The organism is Succinimonas amylolytica DSM 2873, assembly GCF_000378405.1.
Taxonomy (GTDB): Bacteria; Pseudomonadota; Gammaproteobacteria; order Enterobacterales; family Succinivibrionaceae; genus Succinimonas; species Succinimonas amylolytica.
Genome location: NZ_KB899637.1, coordinates 544,879 through 568,225, shown reverse-complemented (window position 1 = coordinate 568,225; position 23,347 = coordinate 544,879). Strand labels below are relative to the sequence as shown.

General features: G+C 52.6%; 19 protein-coding genes and 1 other RNA gene. 13 read left to right on the top strand and 7 right to left on the bottom strand.

The window, feature by feature from the left end:
- The first annotated feature begins 36 nt into the window (after positions 1-36).
- Both F557_RS0112170 and F557_RS19825 read left to right on the top strand, forming a co-directional pair.
- A complete protein-coding gene (locus F557_RS0112170) occupies positions 37-1,197 on the top strand; it encodes a hypothetical protein (RefSeq protein WP_019002499.1) in 1,161 nt (386 codons plus the stop codon).
- Positions 1,198-1,470: 273 nt separating this feature from the next.
- Positions 1,471-1,725: an RpnC/YadD family protein gene (locus F557_RS19825; protein ID WP_019002497.1), complete on the top strand. Its 255-nt coding sequence runs from the start codon at positions 1,471-1,473 to the stop codon at positions 1,723-1,725.
- An 86-nt stretch (positions 1,726-1,811) separates the two neighbouring features.
- Here F557_RS19825 and F557_RS19820 read toward each other — a convergent pair whose 3' ends face one another.
- Positions 1,812-2,252, bottom strand: a complete 441-nt coding sequence (locus tag F557_RS19820; protein WP_019002496.1) for a hypothetical protein — start codon at positions 2,250-2,252, stop codon at positions 1,812-1,814.
- Between the two features lie 432 nt (positions 2,253-2,684).
- Positions 2,685-3,827 carry a hypothetical protein gene (locus F557_RS0112145; RefSeq protein ID WP_157617872.1) on the bottom strand — a complete coding sequence of 381 codons (1,143 nt, stop codon included), beginning with the start codon at positions 3,825-3,827 and terminating at the stop codon, positions 2,685-2,687.
- Positions 3,828-4,252: 425 nt separating this feature from the next.
- On the opposite strand from F557_RS0112145, the gene F557_RS0112130 reads away from it, so the two are divergent.
- Both F557_RS0112130 and tilS read left to right on the top strand, forming a co-directional pair.
- Entirely contained in the window at positions 4,253-4,768 is a 516-nt protein-coding gene (locus F557_RS0112130) for a hypothetical protein (protein ID WP_019002491.1), read from the top strand.
- A gap of 296 nt (positions 4,769-5,064) precedes the next feature.
- Positions 5,065-6,471: a tRNA lysidine(34) synthetase TilS gene (gene tilS / locus F557_RS0112120; RefSeq protein ID WP_019002490.1), complete on the top strand. Its 1,407-nt coding sequence runs from the start codon at positions 5,065-5,067 to the stop codon at positions 6,469-6,471.
- A gap of 3 nt (positions 6,472-6,474) precedes the next feature.
- Here tilS and F557_RS19815 read toward each other — a convergent pair whose 3' ends face one another.
- The 3 genes from F557_RS19815 to rluB form a co-directional block, all read right to left on the bottom strand.
- The gene (locus F557_RS19815) at positions 6,475-8,415 is read right to left on the bottom strand and encodes an LTA synthase family protein (RefSeq protein WP_019002489.1); all 1,941 of its coding nucleotides are present in this window, start codon (positions 8,413-8,415) and stop codon (positions 6,475-6,477) included.
- Between the two features lie 12 nt (positions 8,416-8,427).
- Positions 8,428-9,993 carry a TerC family protein gene (locus F557_RS0112110; RefSeq protein WP_026297895.1) on the bottom strand — a complete coding sequence of 522 codons (1,566 nt, stop codon included), beginning with the start codon at positions 9,991-9,993 and terminating at the stop codon, positions 8,428-8,430.
- 230 nt (positions 9,994-10,223) lie between these two features.
- Positions 10,224-11,600, bottom strand: a complete 1,377-nt coding sequence (gene rluB, locus F557_RS19810) for a 23S rRNA pseudouridine(2605) synthase RluB (protein WP_019002486.1) — start codon at positions 11,598-11,600, stop codon at positions 10,224-10,226.
- 564 nt (positions 11,601-12,164) lie between these two features.
- Between rluB and F557_RS0112085 the strand changes: the two genes are divergently transcribed.
- The 5 genes from F557_RS0112085 (at position 12,165) to rpiA (ending at position 14,900) form a co-directional block, all read left to right on the top strand.
- Positions 12,165-12,680 (top strand): hypothetical protein, encoded by a 516-nt coding sequence (locus tag F557_RS0112085; RefSeq protein ID WP_157617870.1) that lies wholly within the window; start codon positions 12,165-12,167, stop codon positions 12,678-12,680.
- A gap of 64 nt (positions 12,681-12,744) precedes the next feature.
- Complete coding sequence (locus F557_RS0112080; protein ID WP_019002482.1) at positions 12,745-13,092, top strand: cell division protein ZapA; 348 nt, start codon at positions 12,745-12,747, stop codon at positions 13,090-13,092.
- A 15-nt stretch (positions 13,093-13,107) separates the two neighbouring features.
- Positions 13,108-13,299: non-coding RNA, 6S RNA (gene ssrS, locus F557_RS23675), on the top strand.
- 75 nt (positions 13,300-13,374) lie between these two features.
- A complete protein-coding gene (locus F557_RS0112075) occupies positions 13,375-13,998 on the top strand; it encodes a 5-formyltetrahydrofolate cyclo-ligase (protein WP_019002481.1) in 624 nt (207 codons plus the stop codon).
- A 239-nt stretch (positions 13,999-14,237) separates the two neighbouring features.
- The gene (gene rpiA / locus F557_RS0112065) at positions 14,238-14,900 is read left to right on the top strand and encodes a ribose-5-phosphate isomerase RpiA (protein WP_019002480.1); all 663 of its coding nucleotides are present in this window, start codon (positions 14,238-14,240) and stop codon (positions 14,898-14,900) included.
- A gap of 112 nt (positions 14,901-15,012) precedes the next feature.
- Here rpiA and F557_RS23585 read toward each other — a convergent pair whose 3' ends face one another.
- Entirely contained in the window at positions 15,013-15,639 is a 627-nt protein-coding gene (locus F557_RS23585; RefSeq protein ID WP_019002479.1) for a YigZ family protein, read from the bottom strand.
- Positions 15,640-15,989: 350 nt separating this feature from the next.
- Here F557_RS23585 and F557_RS0112055 point away from each other — a divergent pair, with 350 nt between their 5' ends.
- Entirely contained in the window at positions 15,990-17,609 is a 1,620-nt protein-coding gene (locus tag F557_RS0112055; protein WP_019002477.1) for a methyl-accepting chemotaxis protein, read from the top strand.
- An 86-nt stretch (positions 17,610-17,695) separates the two neighbouring features.
- Here the strand turns inward: F557_RS0112055 and F557_RS0112050 are convergent, their stop codons facing one another.
- Positions 17,696-18,502 (bottom strand): hypothetical protein, encoded by an 807-nt coding sequence (locus F557_RS0112050; protein ID WP_157617869.1) that lies wholly within the window; start codon positions 18,500-18,502, stop codon positions 17,696-17,698.
- An 885-nt stretch (positions 18,503-19,387) separates the two neighbouring features.
- Here F557_RS0112050 and nrdD point away from each other — a divergent pair.
- The 3 genes from nrdD (at position 19,388) to F557_RS0112015 (ending at position 23,279) form a co-directional block, all read left to right on the top strand.
- Positions 19,388-21,520 (top strand): anaerobic ribonucleoside-triphosphate reductase, encoded by a 2,133-nt coding sequence (gene nrdD / locus F557_RS0112035; protein ID WP_019002473.1) that lies wholly within the window; start codon positions 19,388-19,390, stop codon positions 21,518-21,520.
- Positions 21,521-22,065: 545 nt separating this feature from the next.
- Complete coding sequence (locus tag F557_RS0112020; protein ID WP_169335197.1) at positions 22,066-22,527, top strand: hypothetical protein; 462 nt, start codon at positions 22,066-22,068, stop codon at positions 22,525-22,527.
- Entirely contained in the window at positions 22,527-23,279 is a 753-nt protein-coding gene (locus F557_RS0112015) for a hypothetical protein (protein WP_019002469.1), read from the top strand. The genes F557_RS0112020 and F557_RS0112015 overlap by 1 nt, the downstream gene beginning before the upstream one ends.
- Positions 23,280-23,347: the final 68 nt, after the last annotated feature.

Sequence of the window (23,347 nt, the reverse complement as noted above, 5' to 3'; positions counted from 1 at the left end):
TCCGTTTTAAATTATTACTGAATAAGCTGTAAAAAAATGAACATCAGAAACACTGGTTTTGCAAATAACCTTGAGACTGCCGCCGATAAGGCGCGTTTAGACAATGCTGCTAAAAAGCTGCTGGCAAACAAAGATATTATTGCCAATATTCTGAGGTACTGTACTCCGGAATTTCAAAATTATGATATCAACTTTATCAAAACAAACTGCCTTCAGGATGACGTGATGATCAGCACTGTTCCTGTAGATCAGGATGCCCCCGAAGGATCTGAAAATATTGCCTGTCTTAACAACGAGGATACGACAATTACCGAAGGAACCGTACGTTTTGATATCCTTTTTCAGGCTGCAGTTCCTGAAGGTGCTTCCACACCTGGCAGCAAAATGAAATCCTTCCAGTTCCGAAATAACAACTCAGAAGACGTCAAAACCACCACCTCCACTGACACCCCGGAAAAGGTTATTCTCATCATCAATCTTGAAATTCAGCAGGACCTTAAACCAGGCTATCCTCTGGAATGCCGGGCCATCTACTACTGCTGCCGGCTGATTTCAAAACAAGCGAACCAGGCAAAGAATTTTAATTACGGAACAATTCGCAAGGTATACTCTGTCTGGATCTGTCTTAATCCGAAAAACACAAGCTCCAATTCGTTTGTAAGGTTTAAGCTTTCCCCCGAGGACGCATACATGGAAGTTCTCAAGAAAAATAAAAGGGGATACGTTGATGAAAGCGCTGATTTTCTGAACGAGATCAGGGGTCGTAACACCTATGATTTGATGGAAATTATTTTTATCGGCATTGCCGACGTGAAAAACGACAGCAAGATCCCGATAATAAAAATGCTGAGTAACACATTCTCGCGCAAAAAAAGCATTGCAGCACGAAAAGAAATTCTGGAAAATGAATTTGGGATAAAAATGACCGAAGAAATCAAACAGGGGGTTTGTGAAATGTGCAACTTAGGTGATGCCCTGGAGAGGTACGGCGAAGAAAAAGGACGGGCTGAAGGACGGGCTGAGGGACGGGCTGAAGGACATGCTGAGGGCTTGGCGGAGGGTGTCAGGATCACCCGGCTTAAAACAATCAGAGCCATTATTGACAATTTTAAGGTTTCCGCTGAACGGGCAATGGCCATTGCCGGCGTTCCTGAAGAAGATCGGGAGGAATACAGAAAGCAGCTGTCTTTGTCCTGAGAAAGCCCCTTCTCACAACTCCCGAAGTTCCTGATTTTCTGCCGGAATCCTTTTGACACTCTGGTGCAGAAACAGCACCAGGTTTCAGCGATTGCCGTTTCCGGTGCGGTTTCCTTATTTATCGTGCAGACGGCAAGCGACGGCAGTATCCCCGTAATTAGCATGCTACATAACACTGGCATGGAAAAATTAACCATTGCAGCACGAAAGAAGAATTCTGAAAAATGAATTTGGAATAACAATGACTAAAGAAATCAAACAGGGGTTTGTGAAATGTGCAACTTAGGTGATGCCCTGGAGAGGTACGGCGAAGAAAAAGGACGGGCTGAAGGACGGGCTGAAGGACGGGCTGAAGGACGGGCTGAAGGACATGCTGAGGGCTTGGCGGAGGGTGTCAGGATCACCCGGCTTAAAACAATCAGAGCCATTATTGACAATTTTAAGGTTTCCGCTGAACGGGCAATGGCCATTGCCGGCGTTCCTGAAGAAGATCGGGAGGAATACAGAAAGCAGCTGTCTTTGTCCTGAGAAAGTCCCCTTCTCACAACTCCCGAAGTTCCTGATTTTCTGCCGGAAGCCTCTTAGAGCTTCTGCTACAGAAGCAGCACCAGGCTTCAGCGGTTGCTGGTTCCGGTACGGTTTCCGTATTTATCGCGATATACAGTGTTGCCCTGGGAATCAGTCTCCGAGGTGCCGGTACGGTTTCCGTATTCATCGCGGTAAACAGTATTGCCACGGGAATCGGTCTCTGCCGTGCCGGTGCGGTTTCCATAGCGATCCCGGAACACCGTTCTGCCGCTGGAATCTCTTTCCGCCGTGCCGGTGCGGTTTCCGTAGCGATCCCGGAACACTGTCCTGCCGCTGGAATCTCTTTCCGCCGTGCCGGTGCGGTTTCCGTAGCGATCCCGGAACACTGTCCTGCCGCTGGAATCAGTCTCCGCCGTACCAGTACGGTTTCCATGAGAATCTCTGAGCACTTCTGTAGCAGCTATAATATCTGCCGAAAACAGAAAGCACCCGGTCAGAAAAGTAGCTGCCATTAACAATTTTTTCATAGCACACTCCCGTAAAGCCCTGGAGATAACGATTACCCCGGATTTCAAAACTGCGGAAAACAGATCCTGACAAAAGTTCCAGCCTCATTGCCGGTAATTCTAGCACAGCGCATCCGGTCTTAAAAAGCTGGCATAACTCATAACTTTATCAGCACTGAGTATATTTTATCAGCAGAAAGATAAAAAAACATAAAAATCATCCGTGCTAAACACTCAAATCCTGCTTTCTGAACAAAAATTTCCGGGAAAGCACAGCATTTCCGGGCAATCCTTAAAGAAACTGCCCGAGTCCTCCGGATGGGGTTCGGTTCCGGGGGCTGCCGGTATCCGCGCGTTCTGGCAAAGCTCACGGCACAGGGGCAGACATCATGTTAAAAATCACCCGCCGCCTGTAACGGCATTTCTGAAAACACCACATACTCCGTCCGGTACCTACTCCCCGTCCTCCGGAAATTCGACCCTGATCCCCAGGAGAGGCTGCCAGGTGAGCTCATCTGAACCCTTTTTTCCCATTTTTTTAATGAATTCTTCCTTTTCTGCTGCTGTTACCCGCCTTTCACGGCCTTCCGGACCCAGAATTTTATATACCGGCGATTCCTCCGGATTAACCTTTTTCCCCGGTAGCGGCGTGAGTTCATATACAGAAAGCATAGCGGCGGGAGCGCTGTTCTCCATGAGAACATAGCTTCCCGAAAAGCATCCGGGACCGCAGTTTCTTTCCCGAGAAAGGCCCTTTTCATAAAAAATGAAGGCGCCGTTTTCGCTAAAGTCGATAAATTCCGCTGTCCGGGTTTCCGGACGTCCCGCAACTGAAAGCGCCAGAATACATCCGACGGCAGAGTTTTTCAGAAAAAGCTCCGTATTTCCGTCACTGTCAATATCGTAAAAGGCAAACTCTCCGGCATCCAGCGCTGCCAGCTGCTCCTTCATGGAGGCCCCGTTGACGGTAATCTCCGCCCCCTCATATCTGAGAGAAGCCCCCTCCTGCCGAAACAGCGACCTGGCTCCGACCAGAGGTCCGTCTGTCACTCCGTCGGAAATCACGAGACTGCTATCCCCGTCATCAAAGGAATAGACCTGGTAATCCAAACCGCTGGTACGAAGACCGGTGGAATGATTCCGGGCCGGGAAATCCGGAAGCGGCTTCATTGCCCCAGAATTCCTGTCATAGTCGTAAACCAGGAGATTCTCGGTGTAAACAATGTCTGATACCCTCCCGAAAATCACAAAAAACAGGGCATGATCATCCTGTACCGGATTTTCCCGCACGAAAACCGTACAGCTATCCTCGTCGCAGTCATCATAGCCCCGGATTGTGAGAGTTCGGCCGGCGGATTTCCCGGTATTTTTTCCGGAGGTCTTCCATTTTTTCAGGTAAGCGGAAATAGCCGGAACCTGCCAGGTTTTGTTAAAAGCCCTGAGGAGGGCAATGTCCTCCGGCACCCGGTTATCCCTGGTAACGGAAATGACGGTATTCTCCCATTCCGCCTGCACCTCCCGCTCATCCATGGCCGCTGCCTGAAGATGACAAAATACCGGCAGCACGGCAAATACCGGCAAAAAGAGTTTTTTCATATATTTTCCCTCCTCGCAAATAATGACCTTCCGGTTCCGGCGGCCGTCCCGGGAGTCAGGGAAAACTGCAGCTCTGGAATTGCGGATTTCCGGAATCATAGATCACCGGCACCGGAGATTTCAACAGGAACGCCACCGGGGAATAATAAATCGGCTTCCAGGGGCTTCCGGAGGCGGTACCGGAAGCCAGACACTGCATTCCGGAATCAGGTTCTGAAAATGTTCTTTTTCAATTTCCCGGAAAACAGAAGCGCCCGGGATTTCTGCAGTACCCTAATTGTAATAAAGCGGCCTCTGCTACCACTTTCATCCAATACTGCGGTGAATAATAACATCTTTGTGGATTTTTATCCTCTGGTGTGCTATAAGTATAATTTTAATAAAAATTAGTCGTTATCTTGGTAATAATTTAAGGAAATGCCATCATGAATCTTTTTGACAATCTTATAATACCTGACACCATATCCGAATCCCTGGGACTGGAATTCACAGCCGAAAATATGCCCAGAAAGGAGTACCCGCGGGGAACCCACCTGAGAACGCCGGATCCCTCAGAACTGTCTTCGCCCTGGAAGCACGGCATAGCCATCGGGAACAGCAAGGTGATAGCCAGAAAAGATAATCTCATAACCGTCATGAAGCTGGAGGATTTCTTTGAAATTCCCTACGCGGAAGTGATCCCCCACAGCGATTCAGTTTTTTCTCCGGACGAAATTGTCAGGAGAGCCATGGACATTGTGGTCAAAAGCCGCAGCTCCGGAATCGTGCACCTGAACAGCTTCTGGACCTCCGAGGTATTTTCAGACGAATATGACGACCTCAGCCTGGTTAACCGGAATCTGGATCTTCTGAGCGAGTACATTTCCGCTATAGCCCACAGTGCCGAGAAAAAGGTTAGGTCCCGGCAGAGAATCTCCCGGCATTTCTTCGACGAGGATTAGGCACTTCATTCATTAGGGACATGCAGCACAGCAGTTTCCTTCTTATTTCTCTCCCCTCAGGGCCTCTGGGGGCCCTGATGTTCAGGCATATTCCCTTTTCCCGCCACCAGGGCCGTACTCGCTTTTCACGCCCCTGATACACCTTCTCATAAGCTGGCAGAGAGCTTCGGCTATCCCGTCAGTATCCGAAAAGATCTGCGAAGAGCATTTTCCCGGAAGGTCGCGGCAGCACTGCCGGAATCATCCTTTCCCAAAACTGCGGTAAAATAGGAGGAGACAGGTTACCCGGAGACTGTATGAACCACCATAACTCCTCTGACAGCAGCATTGCCCTTCCCGACTGGTCCCGCTGGGCCGGCCGCCCATGGATCATCGCCCTGAGCGGCGGGGCAGATTCCTCCGTGCTTTTGGCACTGGCCCATAAAAATCGCCAGAAAGCCGCAAGCCTGGAGGCTGTCTATGTGCACCACCACCTGCAGGCCGTCGCCGATTCCTGGGAAGATTTCTGCCGGAAACGCTGCCAGGAACTCGGAATCCCGTTCACCTGCGAGCACGTTACCGTAGATACCTCCCGGGGATCCACAGAGGCCGAGGCCAGAAAAGTCCGCTACGAGGCACTCTCCCGGCACATGGAGGCCCTGCATAACCCGGTGCTCTTTACGGCCCATCATAAAAACGACCTTCTGGAATCGGTTTTACTGGCACTGTTTCGCGGGAGCAGTCTCCGGGGGCTTCTGTCCCTGAAGCCGGAAAAGACCTTCCGTAACGGCACCCTGGCACGGCCACTGCTCTCCATGACCCGATCCGAAATCGAGGAATATGCCCGCAGCAATGGCATCCGGTATGTTACCGACCCCACCAACCTGAAGGACTGCTATGACCGGAACTTTATCCGGAACCGCGTAACACCGCTCCTGAGAGAACGCTTCCCTGACTGTGCCGAAGCCACCGCCCTCACTGTAGAGCACCTGGCCATGGAAGAACGTGTGCTGGAACGTCATATTGCAGCGCTCCTGAAGGAAAACACTCAGAAATTTCCCGGAATCTCCATCCCCGTACTTAATCTCGGAGGTTTTTCCCGGGAACGGGAGCGCGACGAGGTCATGCTCGTTCTCCGGGAGTTTCTGAGACGGCAGAACCTGACACCTTCCCGCGGGAAGCTGGAGGAGCTTTTAAGAATGTGGCTTTTTCCGGTTCCTGACAAAACGGGGCATATTATGGAAAACGGCACCCGGATCACCGTATACGGGGACTGCATCCATAGAGTACCGTTCTTCCATGACCGTCTGAAGAACTGCACCGTAAGGCTGATTTCCGGGGGGCAGCCGGATAATCCGGAGCTCGCCGGAGATTCTCCGGATTACATTTTCCGGATTGTCAGAAATCCCGAAGTCAGCGGCCCTGACCTTCCGCTACCTCCGGAAATTACACTGCATTTTCTGCCAGCACTTTCGGAGAAGCTGCGCTTTCCAGGACGCAGCGGGAGCACCCTCATCAAAAATTTCTGGAAGGAAAACCGGATTCCGGTATATCTGAGATGCTGCTATCCCCTGTGGAGCACCGGCGGAGAAATCATGGGAGTCTGGCACCTGCGGGATACGGTTCGGGGGCGGGAGAAATTCGGGATCCCCCGGGAACAGGATCCCCGGGGCTTTCCATTGCCCGTCAGTGCCGCCTGGGAGCTTCGGATCACTAAAGAATAACCATCAGCCCTTGCTGGGAGGCATCTCTATAGGCTCGCCGGCCGGCTTCCGGGATTCTGCGGGCGCCTGAGCAGGTACCTCGCCCGGAGATTTTTCGGAAACACCGCCGTCAATAAGCCTGAGCTCACCGGATTCCGGTTCTGCCGCCGCACCATTCCCGGCCTCCTGAGATTTGGAATCGTCCTCTCCGACATCCTCCGGAATCACTGACGGACCGCCAGCGGAGTTTTCAGAGGTCTTAAGAGCGAACAGCCGGGGCAGGATCTCTTCATAGTTGGTGAAGATATAGCGGTAGAACATCTGTTCGGAATAGCTGAACACTGTCTCCACCATGTTTCTGGCTTCGGCGTCCCGATAGGCATTGAGCCTCTTTCCGGTGAAAATGATAAACCGGGGCTTGAAGAAGGTGATGGAGCTCAGCACCTTCATCCGGACATCATAGCCAGGATTCACATTGCCGAAAAACAGCTGCGGGGCGGCAGCATTGCGGTCAGTCCAGAGATAGTACTGCGGCGCATCGCCCTCCACCCAGATCCGGTCCTGATCCGTAGTCTGCATCCGGACCACATCCACAATTTCCTGGGTCTCCGCATCCCAGGGACGGCCCCGGGAATGCCCCAGAATCATGGCGTAGACTCCCAGCACTAAGGCCGCCACAATGCTTATGCACAGGAACATGGTGTGACTGTGCCAGTATCTTCCTGCCAGTCTTCTCAGAAAAAACAGTCCCATTGCCAATGCTCCGGCAATGAGAGCATCGATTCCCACATGGAACCAGACCGTGAAGTACGACCATTCATGGTGAGCCCAGGTCCACAGGATATGCTCTGACAGCAGAAAGATAATCAGAAAAAAGATGGTCAGAAAGCTGATATTGATGTCCTGTATCACATGCAGATAGCGATGCACCAGGAATCCCAGCGGAATGAACATAAACGTCAGGAAAAGCTCGTCATAATGATCATAAACATGGCCTGAAATGCTGTTGGCAATTACAGTAAACACAATTCCCAGAAGCAGATAGAACAGAAACCAGTTCCGGTCATTGTACCGGGCGTTCATGATAAGATAGTTGTCCTTTCTGAACAGCACCAGCGCCGTACCGAGCACCAAAGGCAGAAGTCCGGTCCGGAACAGTCCCGTGAGGCCGGCCAGAAGATTGAATCCCGGAGAGCCGTAGGCGCCATCCTTGAAGAACACGGAGAAGCTGTAAAAAATCGCTTCGTTCACCAGAGCCATGCCGCCCTGGGAATAAAAATAGAGACCAAATCCCCCGAACACTATCGCCAGCCCGGTAAGACTGGTCAGGAAAAGCCCCAGAGCATCCGGAATTTTTCTGTTGGACAGAAAGAAGAAAAACAGCATGACATACCAGGCGCCGAAATAGGCCCCGTTATTGATGCGCATGGAAACTGTGGCCGCAAACAGAAGGGAAATCAGAAAGCCCATTCTCCAGCTGAATCTCCGGAGGCCGAGCATCAGAGCGAAGGGGTAGCTGGCAATCATGGAAAAATACAGCGCATAGTCCTCGGTCATATTACCGTAGTGGTATCTGAACCCATGGAGGGTCAGCACTGTCATTATGGAGCAGAACCGGGCCAGAGGGCTCAGCCGGAACACCCGGAGCGCCAAATCCACGGAAATAACACCAAAAACCAGAAGAATGGTTTCTATAAAGGCTATGCCCCGGAAGCCGCCGATCCGGTAGCCGACAAGATCAATAAAGAAGATCCCGGGGCCCTTGATATCGATAATATCCCGGTAAAGCACCTCTCCGCCGGCAAACATTTTTCCGATGACTGCAAAAAGAGAACCGTCAAACCCCGGGGCCTGACCGAACCAGAGAGGGTTAAGAAAAGAAAAGGACACTGCCAGAAAGCAGAGGGAGCAGAGAATAACCTCATGCTCGTTATTCCTAAGCCAGGAGCTGAGAAGATTGCTCATCTGATACCTCCGTTATTCTTTGTCCGCAGCAAGGGGTTTCGGGGGGAAGATCCGTACCTGCGCCACGGTATTGTTTTCTACCTCGGTAATCCGGAACAGCCAGCCATCCCGGTAAAATTCAGTGCCGGACTCGGGAAGATTCTGCAGAGTTTCAATAACAAAGCCGGCAAGAGTATGATAGTGGGCGCTGGGCTCGATATGGCATCCGGAATGCATCTCCAGCTCCGAAAGCGAGATATCGGCCCGGACCAGAAAGGATCCGTCATCCAGCTTTCTGATCTCGGCCATTTCGCTGCGTTCCGGCAGGTCTCCGGAAAAGCACTCCATGATGTCATGCATGGTCACCAGCCCCTCGTAGTTGCCAAACTCGTCAACTACAAGAACGTTGTAGATCTTGGCGTTCTTGGCCTCCTGCAGCGCCTTTAGCACACTGACGGTTTCCGGAATCAGGAGCGGCTGCTTGACCAGCTTCTGAAAATCCACAGCCTCCGTGCCGGACATAACCTCCTGAGACAGCACCTCGGACTTGTTTATTATGCCAATGGGAGCATCCCGGTTTCCGTCCCGGTAGGCCACAAGATGGCTGAAGGGACTTTCAGCCAGAGTCTTCATAATCTCCCGGCGATCCTGGGAGATATCAACCATCACCACATCCCGGCGGGCAGTCATAATGGATCGCACCGGCTGATTGGAAAGCTGCAGCACCCGGGAGACCATATCCTTTTCTGCGGAATCAAAAACTGCCTCCGGGGGGGCCACAATGGACTCCTTGATAGTCTGGACCTGACTGTCGCTGCGGGATCCGAGAATCCGGAGCACCAGCGAGGCCGCCAGTTCCCGGCTGTTCTTGATGTCGGATCTCAGTCTGAGGCTGTTCTTCCTGGCGATCTGATTAAAGATTTCAATCAGGATGGAGAAGCCGATTGCCACATAGAGGTAGGTCTTGGGAACATGAATATGAAGCCCCTCGGCCAGGAGTGAAAAGCCGATCATCAGAAGGAAGCTCAGACAGAGAATCACCAGCGTGGGATGCCTGCTGACAAAAACTGTGAGAGGCCGCGAGCTCCAGACCATGATAATCATGGCAATAATAACCGCGAACATCATGATGAAAACATGCTCGCACATTCCCACGGCGGTAATCACGGAATCCAGAGAGAACACCGCATCCAGCACCACAATCTGCAGCACCACCAGCCAGAAGGCGTGAGTTGCGGCCCGGGACGAGGAAACCTTCTCCTCGTGCCCCTCCAGCTTGTCATGAAGCTCGGCGGTGGCCTTGTAAAGGAGGAATCCGCCGCCCAGAAGCATAATGATATCCCGGGCCGAAAAGCCGGTACCGAAAAGCTCCATAACCGGTTTGGTAAGAGTGACGATCCAGGAGATGGCCGAAATCAGCATGAGCCGCACCACGAGCGCCATGCCCAGTCCAATGTAGCGGGCCTTGTCCTGCAGTCTGAGCGGCAGCTTTGACGCCAGCACGGCAATGAAAACCAGATTGTCTATTCCGAGGACAATCTCCAGCACCACCAGGGTAAGAAGCCCGAGCCATGCCGAAGGATCGTGAACCCACATCATGTCAAACACTTTAAGATATTCTCCGGATACCTGCACTCAATCAATTATACATACAGAAAGAGCCTGTACGGGATAATTTCTTGCCGGAACAGACGAATTGCGGGACTCCTGCCGAAAAACACCTGTCCGGATAATAAAAAGGCCCTGAAAAACAGAGCCTGGGACCGCCTGCAGAACGGCAAAACGAGGCCCGCAGGAAAACCGGGCCCTTACTGCGGATGCTTTCCGCTCTAAAAATCGATTTCGGATCTGCTGTTCCGGGAAGCACCGCGGGCTGAGCTTCTGGCCGGGGACTTCCGGCGGAAATCCTGAGCACCGCGGGACTTTCTGGGGGCATCGCGGAACGTCTTTCTGTCCGGATCCCGATCCCGGGATCTTTCGCCATTTTCAGATGAACGGGAGTATTTTCCGGAAAAGCCCCCCTTCTTCTGCCGGGATTCGCTCCTGTCCCCGCGCTCGCTGCGTTCTCCCCAGACCGGGAATTCCTGTCCGCCGGAACGTCTGCCGAAGGATCTGGCTGCACCGGACTTATCGCCGGAGCGGCCCGTATTCCGGCGGGGCTTTCCGGCAAAGGGAGAATCAAGTCCGAGCCGCTCATCGTCCCGGTTAAGACCGGTAACCGGAATGTATGGTCTGGGCTTCCGGCTCGGGAGATAGGAACTCACAAAGGAGGTACCGGAATCCCGGGCCACAGCGTCCCGCATCCGGGAGCTCCCGCCTCCGGGCACCGAAGAACGGGATCCGCCGTTTCTGCCGCCTACCCCCTGTTTCTCACGGTAGCGGCGGAATGATTTCTGCATCTGTCTTCTCTCGAGATACTCCTCCCGGGCCCCGGAGGGCTGATCATCGGCAGTGAGCACGGTGCGGCTTTCCGGAGCCAGTCCGACCATCTTCCTGAGATCGTTAACCTCATTCAGAGTCAGCTCCCGCCAGCCGCCCTCGGGAAGCTTGCCGAGCTCCACGCAGGCGTATCTGATCCTCTTGAGACGGCTCACCCGGAACCCCAGTGCCTCCCAGAGTCTTCTGACCTCACGCTTGCGGCCCTCGCGAAGGGTGACATAGAACCACTTGTTCATGCCTTCTCCGCCGCCCTGCTCCACTTTGGCAAAATGAGCCGGACCATCCTCCAGATCCACACCGGAGGTCAGCTTCCGGACATGATCCGGGGTAACATCACCGAAAACCCGGACCGCATAGACACGCTCCATTTCACGGCTCGGATGGGTAAGGGCATTGGAAAGGGCCCCGTCGGTGGTAAGGAGGAGAAGTCCTGAGGTATTCACGTCCAGACGCCCCACATATATCCAGCGGCCATTGGAAACCTGGGGAAGACGGTCGAACACCGTAGGACGGCCCTGAGGATCCATCCTGGTGCACATCTGCCCCTCAGGCTTGTTATACATAAGAACGCGGCATACCGGCTTTTCCTGATTTCCGGTTTTAATTATCCTGCCGTCCACCCTGATGGTTTCGGTTCCCTCAACCCGATCACCGAGTCCGGCAATCTTTCCGTCAACGCTAACTCGGCCTTCCTTGATGGCCTCTTCCATATTACGGCGGGAACCGAGTCCGGTTTCTGCCAGAACTTTATGCAACTTTTCACTCATAAATAAAAAACCCGGCGCTGTACTGCCTCACGGCAAAGCGCAAAATTACTGAAGGAAAAAAAAATCAAATGACAATCAAAAAGGCCCGCCAAGCGGGGCATTCCGAATAACAGCTCTGGCAGGATACCAGGACAGCCGTGCCACATCCGGTTCGGAAACAACGACTGAGGGATATGATTCTTTGAACTGAAAGTCCCGATTCTTCACGGGAACGGGAGAATTATAATCATTAACCCCCGCCTTTGCAAAGAATTATTGCGAGCCGGCAGGAATTCGGGGGCCGGAATTCAGGAATCTGCACTCATTATCCGGATTTCCTAATTCGAAAGCCCCGGTTTTTCGGGAGCGGCCCGGTTCCCGTACCCCGGGCGCTGCTCCTGAATGTGCCGGACAGGAACAGAAGAGCTCCCGGAAAATCCGAAAATCCAGACAAAAATTAAGAATTCTTGCGTTTTCGGGAACTGCGCACGGCAAATCCTGTCAAAACAGGTATCATTAATGAGAACCGGCGGCTTTCCGGGCACAGAAAACTGCCGGCATAACAGAAAACAGCAGGAGAACTCTATGGACGATTCAGGTGACATGGGCGATTTCGGCGCTGCCGGCGGTTTCCCGGACTGCGATTCCGGAAGTCTTCCGGGATGCGGCATCTGGCCGGGAATCTATCCGGCCTTCGGATTTTATCCCGCGCCTTTCGGGGCTTCCCTCTACGGCACCGGCTACATGCTGGGACAGGGGCTTATGGGCTTCGGTACCGGAGAGGCCATGCGTCTTTTTGCCCTGGCCGAGCATGAGAAGCGCCAGAACAGCAGAAGAAATTCAGCCGCTGCCGCAAAATCCTGCCGGGTAATCTGGAAGTGCCGCTGCGGCAACACGAACAGCGGCAAATTCTGCTCGGAATGCGGCACACCGCGCAGCCGGGTGGTCTGGCAGTGCTCCTGCGGGGAAATTAATCAGGGCCGCTTCTGCACCGAATGCGGAAATCCGAAACCCGAAATTTCCCTGAAAAAGCCGGATCCGGAAGAAATCAGAGAGGAAAACGGCGCGGACACCGCAGAATCCGCTGCCGGTTCCGAGTAGGCAAATGCCGCGCGGGGTGCCGCAGGCATCCCGCGTCTTCAGTTTTTGAGCGGGAACAATAGCCATGCAGAGCAACAACGAACCAGAGCAGGAGTCCGCCGCAGGAGCTCAGGAAATCAGACCCCTGTCCACCGAACAGGTGAATCTTACTCTTTCCGGACAGACTATGCGCATCACCTGCCGCAAGGGAGAGGCTGCTGCCATGATCCGGGCCCAGAACATGGTCAACGACAAGATTCTGGAACTCCGAAAAATGGCTCCGGGCCTGTCAATGGAAAAGATAGCGCTTCTGGCATCTTTAGATTTTTGTCACGAATTGAACCAAAAAACGTTGCAATTAAAGGATATAAACGATACACTGGAATCAAGAGTAAGGAGGCTTGCGGAGCTCCTAAAGGGCAACAAGGGCTGAATTCTCTTCAATCGCCGATTTTTAGGCATTGTATTTGGTTATGTCCCTGAGCCGATACATACAGATTAGGGAGATTAAAGGTACATGGTGTGCAGGCCTGCGGATCTTTAACAGGAATCCCGTCAGGAAGCCTAAGTGTACTTCAGCGTCCCCCGCTTTGAACTTCCGGGTTCAAGGTTTCAGACCTTAACATTGTTTGGGAGTCTGGTGTGATTGATTATTCTGAAAGGCAGGTCTGACCTGCCTTTTTTAATACCCGTAACTTTTTAGCTGTAAAACAATATGCCTACATCACGTCCTCTTCTGCGTCAGAAAATCCGCGACCTGCGTAAAACCATTACTCCCGAACAGCATGCTCACTACTCAGCCCAGCTGGTTGACCGTTTTATGCATCATGAGCGCATTAACAGAGCCTCCTGCATTGCCCTGTACATGAGCGTTGACGGCGAGATTGACACCGCCGGAGTAATTAACTGGTGTCTCAACAACAATATCCGGGTTGCCCTTCCGGTGCTGCATCCCTTCTCCAAGGGACATTTGCTGTTTCTGAACTATGACAAGAACACCGTCATGGTAAACAACAAATACGGTATCCCCGAGCCGGAGCTTGATGTCAGAAATGTTATTCCGCTGAACCGCATCGACATCATGTGTACCCCCCTGGTAGCCTATGACTCCAACGGAAACCGTCTCGGCATGGGCGGCGGCTATTACGACCGCACCCTGCAGATCTACAATCAGACAGGCGAGGGACCGTTTCCGGTAGGACTGGCTCTGGACATCCAGGAGGTGGAAAGCCTCCCCACTGAAATCTGGGACGTGCCGCTGCCGGAGATCATCACCCCCACCCGGGACATTATTTTTGAAAAGAACATCCGGGAACCGGCCGGAAAACCCCGTCCGTAATTCCGGACACTGGCGGAGGGCGGTCCTGAAGGATCGCCTTCTTTGTTTTTTTCTCATCCTCGCGTCATTTTTTCTCCGGTCTCCCGGCCCCTAAATGCCGTTTTTTCTGGCGCCCTGCAAAATCATTTTCATGATTTTGCACTTCATCACAGTTCTAAAATCAAATCTGTGTATTGTCAATTTTCTTCTCCGGCGTATAATGCACCTGTCCATAAACCATCCAGGAACAGAAAATACCCATGAGCCAGAATACCAAAAAACAGCATGCCGCCAGAGAAGCCCTGAAATACGTTGAGGAGAACGCCGTTCTCGGAGTGGGAACCGGTTCTACCGTTAACTTTTTCATAGACGGTCTGGAGGCAATCAAAAGCCGAATCCGGGGCGCCGTCTCCAGTTCCCAGGCCTCTACCGCCAGACTTCAGAAGATGGGAATCCCGGTACTGGATCTTAACGAGGTGGATCATTTTGACATCTATGTGGACGGTGCCGATGAAATCAATCCGGCCCTTGAGATGATCAAAGGCGGCGGTGCGGCTCTCACCCGGGAGAAAATTGTGGCCGCCGTAGCCCGGAAGTTTGTCTGCATTGTAGACGACACCAAGACTGTAGACGTGCTGGGCGCCTTTCCCCTGCCGGTGGAAGTTATTCCCATGGCCCGGGAATACGTGGCCCGGGAGCTGAAAAAGCTGGGCGGAAATCCGGTATGGAGAAAGGACTGCACTACCGACAACGGCAACCAGATTCTTGATGTGCACGATCTCCGCATTGTCAATCCCGGAGCCCTGGAAAAGGAAATTAATGCCATTCCCGGAGTGGTAACTGTGGGCCTCTTCTCCAAAAGAGGCGCCGATGTTCTCATTGTAGGAACCGAGGACGGCGTCCGGGTTTCCGAAAAATCCTGATAAAGATCCGGCGCTGCTCCGAAAATCCGGAGGACCGCACCTGAACGGTCCTGCTCTGATTATCAGAGCGGGACCTTTTGTTTTGAGTCCGGTGATGCCCCCGGGCATGCTGTCAGGAGCGCTCCAGAATCACGGCATCCCGGAGCCCCGGGAGCTCCCGTATAAATCCCACGGCATTCCGGTCCGGGAGGGAAACTGCCAGCACGGCCCTTTCGTCCGGAAAGGACATTTCCTGAACCGTTCCTCCGGATCTCCGGACCAGAAGCAGCACGGCATTAAGAACTGCCGCCCCTGCGGAAATCCGGAGTACAGTCTCAGGTTCGTATTTTTTCAGCGGAAGATCCCGGAGCACCTCCCGGATACTGTCCTGATAGGCCCGCGTTAAACCGCCGGTTCCCAGAAGAGTCCCGCCGAAATATCTGCTGACCACTACGGTCAGCTCCCCGATACCGGAATGTGCCAGAATGTTCAGCATCGGCCTTCCCGCGGTTCCCCGGGGCTCTCCGTCATCGGAAGCACCCAGAAAAGCGGTGCTGTCACCTCTTCCCGCATTGAAGGCAAAGCAGTGATGCCGGGCATCCGGAAAATCCGCCCGGCATCTCCCGATAAAGCTCAGCACCGCCTCCTCCCCCGGGGTATGGCCGGCACTGGCGATAAAACGGCTTTTTTTAACTGAAAGCTCCCGGCGCCTGAGATCACCCGGATCCATACTGGGGATAAAAAGCTCCATTTCGGTCATATATGCACCCTAAAAAACGCCGGAGGTCTCAGCCCGCCACCCTGCCAGCCTTCCTCCGGATCTCCGGAAACAAGCCGCAACAATCATAAACATGAGCTATCAAACATTTTATGCACCCGATAATATCAAAAATAACTGCTCATGCATAAAATAAGAGAAAGGGCATTTTCAGTCCATTTTGGGGCATGGCAGAATTCAGTGCTCAGATCTGCATTTCTGCACATTGTAACCTAACATTGCTGACAAGGATATGACAGCATCCCCGGAACGGTTCAGGAGAATATAAACGGATCCCTGTTTTGCTTCTGTCCGTCAGGTGTCTTCTTCATGTTTTATCAGGAAGATCTTCAATGAACTTAAAGAATATAACAATCGTCCGCCGGCTTCTTATTATCGGATTTCTGGCAATTATGGTGCTGTTTCTGCTGATTTCACTGTCCATACTAAAACTGGGGAAAATCGAGAAAACCATCCCCGCTCTCGGGAACAGCGTTGACTTTGTGGATCACGCCCGCCATGCCGAGGGACTGTTCAAGGAACTCCGCATAAGCGCCATCAAGTATCCGATGACAGTAACTGCCGAAGAACGCACCGGCATGAGAAAAGCCTATATTACCAACAGAGAAAGGTATAACAAAACCATCGAGGCCATCAGAGCATCCTGCGAGGAAAGGAATGAATGCCTCGAGCTGGTAAAGAGCATGGAGTACAACCTCACCGAGTATGACAAGGCTAAGGATATCGTATACAAGCTGACCGACGAAGGAAATCCCCGCGAGGGCTATCTGGCCATCCAGAAATACCTGGCACCCATAGGAGACAACATTGATGACCGGGTTGCCAAACTGATAAAGATCGCCTCTGACTATTCCGATGAGTACGAAAAAAACTCCCTGGAGAGCTGCAATCCCTTCTGGCTCTACGTCATCGGTATACTGTCAGTTATCATTCTGGGCAGCGTGCTGTACATCATCGGCAGATCCATCGTGCGTCCGGTAGCGATTCTCTCCCGGGAATCAAGACACGTAGCCCGGGGTGATCTGACCATTGAGATTCAGAGAATCGGCAATGACGAAATCGGAGACCTCTCCGTGCATTTCGGGCAGATGGTGGATGCCATCAAGGGACTGCTCTCCCACATTCATGAAACCGCCGGCTCCCTTCTGGACAACTCCGGTTCTCTCAAGGACAACAGTACGGTTCTCGCAGAAAACAACGCCAAAATCATGGAGGCGGTATCCGGGGTCTCCTCATCAAGCAGCGAGATTGCCTCCACAGCCAATAACATTGCAAAGAAGTGTATCATGGCCTCGGAGTCCTCTTCGGCAACCCAGAACCTGGTAAACACCGATGTTGAAAAGGTGCAGCAGATAATCAACCGGATCCGCGAATACAGCGTAGCCACCAGCGAAAGCTTCAACCTGATCCGGATGCTGGGCGAGCAGATCCAGAAAATCAGCGGCATTATCGAAACCATCGAGCAGATTGCCGAGCAAACCAATCTTCTGGCTCTTAACGCCGCCATCGAGGCCGCCAGAGCCGGGGAATACGGCCGGGGCTTTGCGGTAGTGGCCGACGAGATCCGCTCTCTGGCCAACAGAACCTCGGAATCAACCAAGGAAATCGGCTCCATGATTTCCGCTATTCAGACTCTGGAGAAGCGGGCTAACACCGCCATGGACGAAAACTACAGCAAGATGAATGTCATTGTGGAAAGCTCGTCCGACATCGAAAAGAGCCTCAGCGAAATTGACCGCTCAGTGGAAGAGGTGCACCAGCAGATCTCGCAGATTGCCGTGGCTACCGAACAGCAGACCGCCACCAGCTATGAAATCTCGCAGCGGCTCAAGCTGGTTGCCGATCTGACGGCCAGCGCCAAGGAAAATGCAGACAGCTCACTGGAAATATCGGACCTGGTGCATCAGATCTCCTGCAGCATGAACGAAAATATCGAAAAGTTCCAGGTCTGAGTTACGTTCCGCACGCTTAAAACACCGGCAGAAATGACCGGTGTTTTTTATTTTTGCCTTCTCCCCCCTCCGCAGGGTATTCCGGTTCAGTCCTGCCCTGCCGTGCAGTGCAAAGCCACCCCGGGCGATCTCTCAAAGCGGACACCGTTTCTCAGAGGATAAAGCTTTTCCGGATCGCGAAAGCCGTTATCGCGGGCACTGCCGTCAGAAAAGAAGCGTCCCCGGTTGCCCGGAAAAAGAAAGAGGATGTCCCCGGCGCTCTCCGGACAGGCGGGATCCTCACTGAAGCATACCCGCAAAGACGGCATTTCCGTATCATAGTAGCGCACCCGGAGCCCCGTGCCTCCCTCGCATTCGTAGGAGACATCCTGAAACACGGTCTCCCGCCCTTTTATCTGCTCCCGGGAAAGGGCCATCAGCAGGGTATACTCCAGACACCTTCCGGGATGCTCCTCGGCCATGCAGGAGTAAAAGGACTCCCGGAATACCATCCCACCGTTCAGAAAGGCGGCAATTTCGGGATCCCGATGCATGCGCACCAGAATCTCCCGCTCCAGGGCCAGAAGACGGGGATTCCGGCAGAGATAGCCGGCAGGTGAACGATCCGGAGCTCCGTAGCAGACCCGGCTGAACCGTCTCATAGCATGAGTCTCCCCGGCCCGGGGAGAAACAAAAGGATAGTCCGCAGCATTAAAGCCGCCGAGATACCGTACGGGAACCTCCTGCCGCTTTTCCGGAACCGGAAGGCGCTCCTCCGGCACTGATTCCGCTGCGGATAAGGCCTCACCCAGTGCAGCGCCGATCCCCGCAAAAACTCCGGAAAAAAGCACCAGCGGCAGGAGCAGCCGCAGACAGGATTTATCAGCCACCCTGCAGGGAAAACGCCTGTTCATATCTGAAAACCTCTCATTTAAAACAGCGGAACTGTCCGGCACACATCAGACTCCGGGCACCGCACGGTACAGGGAAGTCCGGGTATCCCCGGAAGCTTTCCGGCGGCTATTATAAGTCAGAACTGCGGCGGAGGCAGGAAAAGTCCCCGGAATCGCCGCCGTTACCCAAAAAATGACCGAAGAACCGGAAAAACATGAAAGCACGGCCGAACGGATCCGTTTTTTGGGGAAGATCACATGAGGCCCGGGAAGCATTTTGAAAAAAAATATTTGCCATGCTATAAACGGCTAAAAAGTTTTCCCCAACACTAATCCACACCCCGGAGGCAGCCGGCATCAGTCCGTCAGACAATACCCTAATGACTGTTCATTATTGCTATAAAAATTTCTAAAAAGGCGGCAAACTGCGAAACACACGGATTCTGAAACTGATGCTTTTATCATCAATTTAAAACCGCTTATTTTACAGCTATTTTTTATCTTGTTAATACTATTTTTGCTACTACTAGATATAGTGATATTTTTGCACAGTTTTTCAAAAATAGCACTGTATATGGTGCTTATGCAACCAATCTGTGAAAAACCGTTTAGAGCTAGATTTCATAACACTCCGCATTCATTTTTAGAAAATTCCTTGATCTGCGTCAATTAATTTAACAATTTTAAATTTTCCTGGTTGCCTATTTACGAGTTCATTTTTTTGTAGTTAAATTTGCTCTCGCAGGGGAAACGGAACTCGCCCTTTCCCCAAAAATTACAGGATCTCCGGCCGGCACGCCGCTGCCCCGCCGGAGACAGCACGGCCCAGGAAGGTTCACCCGAACGATTTTCCGAACTGGCCGGAAGCCCTGAAAATAACAATATGCAGTAAAACGGAGTTTGATTGTGGAAGCATCCCAGATCGTAATTATCAAAAGGGACGGCAGTATGGTTCCCTACGATGGTAATCGCATCGTTAAAGCTGTATCCAAGGCGTGTGATGCCTGCGGTCTCAGAGACCTGGCTCTCTGTGTCGAGGTTGAGAAGTTCATCTACAGCAAAATCAAGGGACTGACCTCGGTGGACATCGCCAAGGTGCAGACCATGGTGGAAAACCGTCTCATGGACACCAAGTACAAGCAGGTGGCCCGTGCCTACATCGAGTACCGTCATGACCGGGATCGCATCCGCGAAAAGCACAGCAAGCTGATCCAGGATATCGAAAGCCTCATCGAGCAGAACAACCCCGACATCCTCAACGAAAACGCCAACAAGGACAGCCGTGTCATCCCGACACAGCGGGATCTCCTGGCCGGCATTGTGGCCAAGCACTACGCCAAAACCCACATGCTCCCGCAGGACATTGTGGAGGCGCACGAGAAAGGCGAGATCCACTTCCACGATCTGGACTACTCTCCCCTCTTCCCGATGTTCAACTGCATGCTTATTGATCTCCGGGAGATGCTGACTAACGGCTTCAAGATGGGCAATGCCGAAATTGAAACTCCGCACTCCATTCTCACTGCCACCGCGGTAACAGCCCAGATCATCGCCCAGGTAGCCAGCCACATCTACGGCGGCACCACCATTAACCGTATTGACGAGGTACTGGCTCCGTACGTTACCAAGAGCTATGAAAAGAATCTCGAGATCGCCCGGGAATGGCGGGTGCCGGAGGCAGAAAGCTTTGCCCGCTCCCGCACCGAAAAGGACTGCTACGACGCCTTCCAGTCTCTGGAATACGAGATCAATACTCTGCACACAGCCAACGGCCAGACCCCGTTTGTAACCCTGGGCTTCGGTCTCGGCACCTCCTGGGAATCCCGGCTGATTCAGACCTCCATCCTGAAGAACCGCATTGCCGGACTGGGCAAAAACAAGAAGACCGCGGTATTCCCCAAGCTGGTATTCGCCATCAGAGACGGGGTAAATCTCCGTCCCGAGGATCCCAACTACGACATCAAGCAGATCGCTTTGGAATGCTCCAGCAAGAGAATGTATCCGGACATTCTGAACTATGATCAGGTGATCAGGGTTACCGGCTCCTTCAAGGCACCTATGGGCTGCCGCAGCTTCCTGGCTCCGTACTGCAATGCCCAGGGCGAACTGGAGCATGACGGCCGCAACAATCTCGGCGTGGTAAGTCTCAACCTGCCGCGCATCGGCATAGAGGCTGAGCATGACGAGAAGAAGTTCTACGAAATCCTGGATCAGAGACTGGAACTCTGCTTCCGGGCGCTCATGGAAAGAGTGCACCGGCTGGACAACGTCAAGGCCAAGGTGGCACCGATCCTCTATATGGAGGGAGCCTGCGGCGTGCGGCTCAAGGCTGATGACCGCATAAGCGACATCTTCAAGAACGGCCGGGCCTCCATCTCTCTGGGCTATATCGGCATTCACGAAACCATTAATGCTCTCTACGGCACTGATCATCATATTTTTGATGACGAAGTGCTGCGGGAAAAGGGCCTGGCCATCGTACGGCATCTCCGCGAAGCCTGCGATCGCTGGAAGGCAGAAACCGGCTACGGCTTCAGTCTCTACAGCACCCCGGCAGAGAACCTCTGCAGCCGCTTCTGCAAGCTGGATTCCCGGGAGTTCGGCTCAATTCCGGGCGTTACCGACAAGGGCTACTACACCAACAGCTTCCATCTGGACGTTAACCGCAAGGTGGATCCCTATGCCAAGATCGATTTCGAGCAGGGCTATCCCGCCCTGGCCTCCGGCGGCTTTATCTGCTATGCGGAATTCCCCAATATGCGCAACAATCCGGAAGGTATTGAGGATGTCTGGAACTATACCTATGACAAGGTGCCGTACTTCGGTACCAACACGCCGATTGACGAATGCTACATTTGCGGCTTCAAGGGTGAATTCTCCTGTACCAGCAAGGGATTTGAGTGTCCGAAATGCGGCAACAAGGATCCCGGCAAGGCCTCGGTAATCAGAAGAGTCTGCGGCTATCTCGGAGCGCCCGACTCCCGTCCCTTCAATGACGGAAAACAGAAGGAGGTTCAGAGACGGGTAAAGCATCTCTGACATTCTGATAATCCCCGAGAAGCCCCGCATCCCGGCAATGTTTCCGGAATGCGGGGCTTTTTTTTGAAGCGGGAATTACGGAAATAACTGCCCCTGGATGACGAAGTGCCGGAGAGATCACTGTTTCCCTGCCCCGCACGGGACACTTTTTACCCGGAAATCACTGTTTGCCGCCTGCCTTGCTTATTCTGTGACAGGTTTACCATTCACTGACCAAAGCACGAATTATACTAAAGCTATAGCGATGAGCGGCGCAAGGCTGAACGGAAAGAAAACAGCCTCTCCGTCGTTGCCGCTGTCGTTCCTGCTGCAGTCAGAATAGATCTTCCGCACTGGAAGGCACTCCCGCCCTGAGGTATTTTGCTGCATGTTATGTCTGGATTTTATGTTTCCCGGAAAAGCCCCCGGAAGAGAAAGCACATTTCGCCGCCTGCTGTTTTCGGCTTCACATGTTTTAATGTGATCTCCTGCACTTCTTCACTAGACAGTGTCAAGGCTTCCCGGTTCAGAAATCAGAATGTAATTGTTAGAGGATGAAAATGCTTATGATTAAAAAATGTGCCCTGCTCTGCTGCGCTCTTATGATGACTGCCGGATGTGTCAGCCGCATGAGCTCCGCTGATACGGCATATGCCCGGAGTTTTCCGGAACCGTCCGCCGGTCAGGGCGGTTTGTATGTTGTACGCGAATCGCATCTTTTAGGATCTCACAAATCGGTGGATCTCTACATAGACAATCAGAAGGCAGCACAGCTCGGCAGCGGAGATTTTTACTATACCACACTTCCCGTCGGCAGCCACAGCCTGATGGCCAGCGAGTTTGAGATTACCAATGCGGTACTGACTGGCGGTGACAAGCAATCCCTGTTTTTCAGAGTAAAGGCGGAGGAGAAAAAGAACAAGTTTGTGGAGTATAACTACTTCAACGGCACCTTTTCCATTCTCTCCGAAGAGGATGGCAAAAAGCTGGTTCAGGAGAGTGACCGAGTTTCAGAGGAGCGTAAGTAATGACCTTGAAAATTGAAATGATTATTCCGGCCGCGCTGTTTTTGCTGGGTTCCGCTTTAAATGGCTGCGCCGATACTGCTGACAGCTCCGGCAAATTAATTCCTTCCAAGCTGTATACCCTAAATGTCAGCCAGACAAAAGCCCCCGCCAGCGACAAAATTCACGTAACCGACATGAGGCCCTTTGTGGAAGAAGGCGGCATCAATGACGGAACAGAGCACTGGATTGCCTCATATTATCCGGATACAACGGAAAGACGGCTGGTCACCATCGGCTTCATGTGCTCCAATTTTGAAAGGAGCATGAACAATCTCGTCATGGACACCACGGTTCCCGAGGTGCTGTCTAATGATGTGTCCCGGGCTTTTGGACAATCGATTCCCGACAGTATCGCCTCTGTGGACGTATCGGTGAAAAAGATGTGGGTGTCCTTTCTTCGGGATGACTATTTCTATAAGGAGAGCCAGAAGGAAAGCTCCACTGCCAGCATGGTCAAAACAACTGCCAAAATGCTTACTATCGGAGAACTGGCAGCGGATGTTATTGATTCCACCAATCTCAAATTCGGGTACAAATACGACATCGATATCACGGTCGTAAAGAAGAACGGCACGACACGGACTGCCAAATGCTCCCAGCACAAGTTTGGCAGGTTCATTTCGCTGTCGGAAGAGGACATCTATAACTCCGGAAAGGAGATGCTGTCCGATATCGATGCCTGTATTGCCAAGAAAATTCCGGCAATGCACTGATAATACTGCTGCCGGCGTCCAGAGCCGCCTGAAATCTCCGTACTGCAGCGCGCAGGCCATAGAACAGC

Bases quoted from the DNA above. Each gene is read 5' to 3' on its own strand.
- rluB (WP_019002486.1), bottom strand. From the start codon at position 11,600: ATGAGTGAAAAGTTGCATAAAGTTCTGGCAGAAACCGGACTCGGTTCC.
- F557_RS19820 (WP_019002496.1), bottom strand. From the start codon at position 2,252: ATGAAAAAATTGTTAATGGCAGCTACTTTTCTGACCGGGTGCTTTCTG.
- F557_RS0112050 (WP_157617869.1), bottom strand. From the start codon at position 18,502: ATGAACAGGCGTTTTCCCTGCAGGGTGGCTGATAAATCCTGTCTGCGG.
- tilS (WP_019002490.1), top strand. From the start codon at position 5,065: ATGAACCACCATAACTCCTCTGACAGCAGCATTGCCCTTCCCGACTGG.
- F557_RS0112130 (WP_019002491.1), top strand. From the start codon at position 4,253: ATGAATCTTTTTGACAATCTTATAATACCTGACACCATATCCGAATCC.
- F557_RS0112075 (WP_019002481.1), top strand. From the start codon at position 13,375: ATGCCTACATCACGTCCTCTTCTGCGTCAGAAAATCCGCGACCTGCGT.
- F557_RS0112145 (WP_157617872.1), bottom strand. From the start codon at position 3,827: ATGAAAAAACTCTTTTTGCCGGTATTTGCCGTGCTGCCGGTATTTTGT.
- F557_RS0112170 (WP_019002499.1), top strand. From the start codon at position 37: ATGAACATCAGAAACACTGGTTTTGCAAATAACCTTGAGACTGCCGCC.
- F557_RS0112055 (WP_019002477.1), top strand. From the start codon at position 15,990: ATGAACTTAAAGAATATAACAATCGTCCGCCGGCTTCTTATTATCGGA.
- F557_RS19815 (WP_019002489.1), bottom strand. From the start codon at position 8,415: ATGAGCAATCTTCTCAGCTCCTGGCTTAGGAATAACGAGCATGAGGTT.
- F557_RS23585 (WP_019002479.1), bottom strand. From the start codon at position 15,639: ATGACCGAAATGGAGCTTTTTATCCCCAGTATGGATCCGGGTGATCTC.
- F557_RS0112085 (WP_157617870.1), top strand. From the start codon at position 12,165: ATGGACGATTCAGGTGACATGGGCGATTTCGGCGCTGCCGGCGGTTTC.
- rpiA (WP_019002480.1), top strand. From the start codon at position 14,238: ATGAGCCAGAATACCAAAAAACAGCATGCCGCCAGAGAAGCCCTGAAA.
- F557_RS0112110 (WP_026297895.1), bottom strand. From the start codon at position 9,993: ATGATGTGGGTTCACGATCCTTCGGCATGGCTCGGGCTTCTTACCCTG.
- F557_RS19825 (WP_019002497.1), top strand. From the start codon at position 1,471: ATGTGCAACTTAGGTGATGCCCTGGAGAGGTACGGCGAAGAAAAAGGA.
- F557_RS0112020 (WP_169335197.1), top strand. From the start codon at position 22,066: ATGATTAAAAAATGTGCCCTGCTCTGCTGCGCTCTTATGATGACTGCC.
- F557_RS0112015 (WP_019002469.1), top strand. From the start codon at position 22,527: ATGACCTTGAAAATTGAAATGATTATTCCGGCCGCGCTGTTTTTGCTG.
- F557_RS0112080 (WP_019002482.1), top strand. From the start codon at position 12,745: ATGCAGAGCAACAACGAACCAGAGCAGGAGTCCGCCGCAGGAGCTCAG.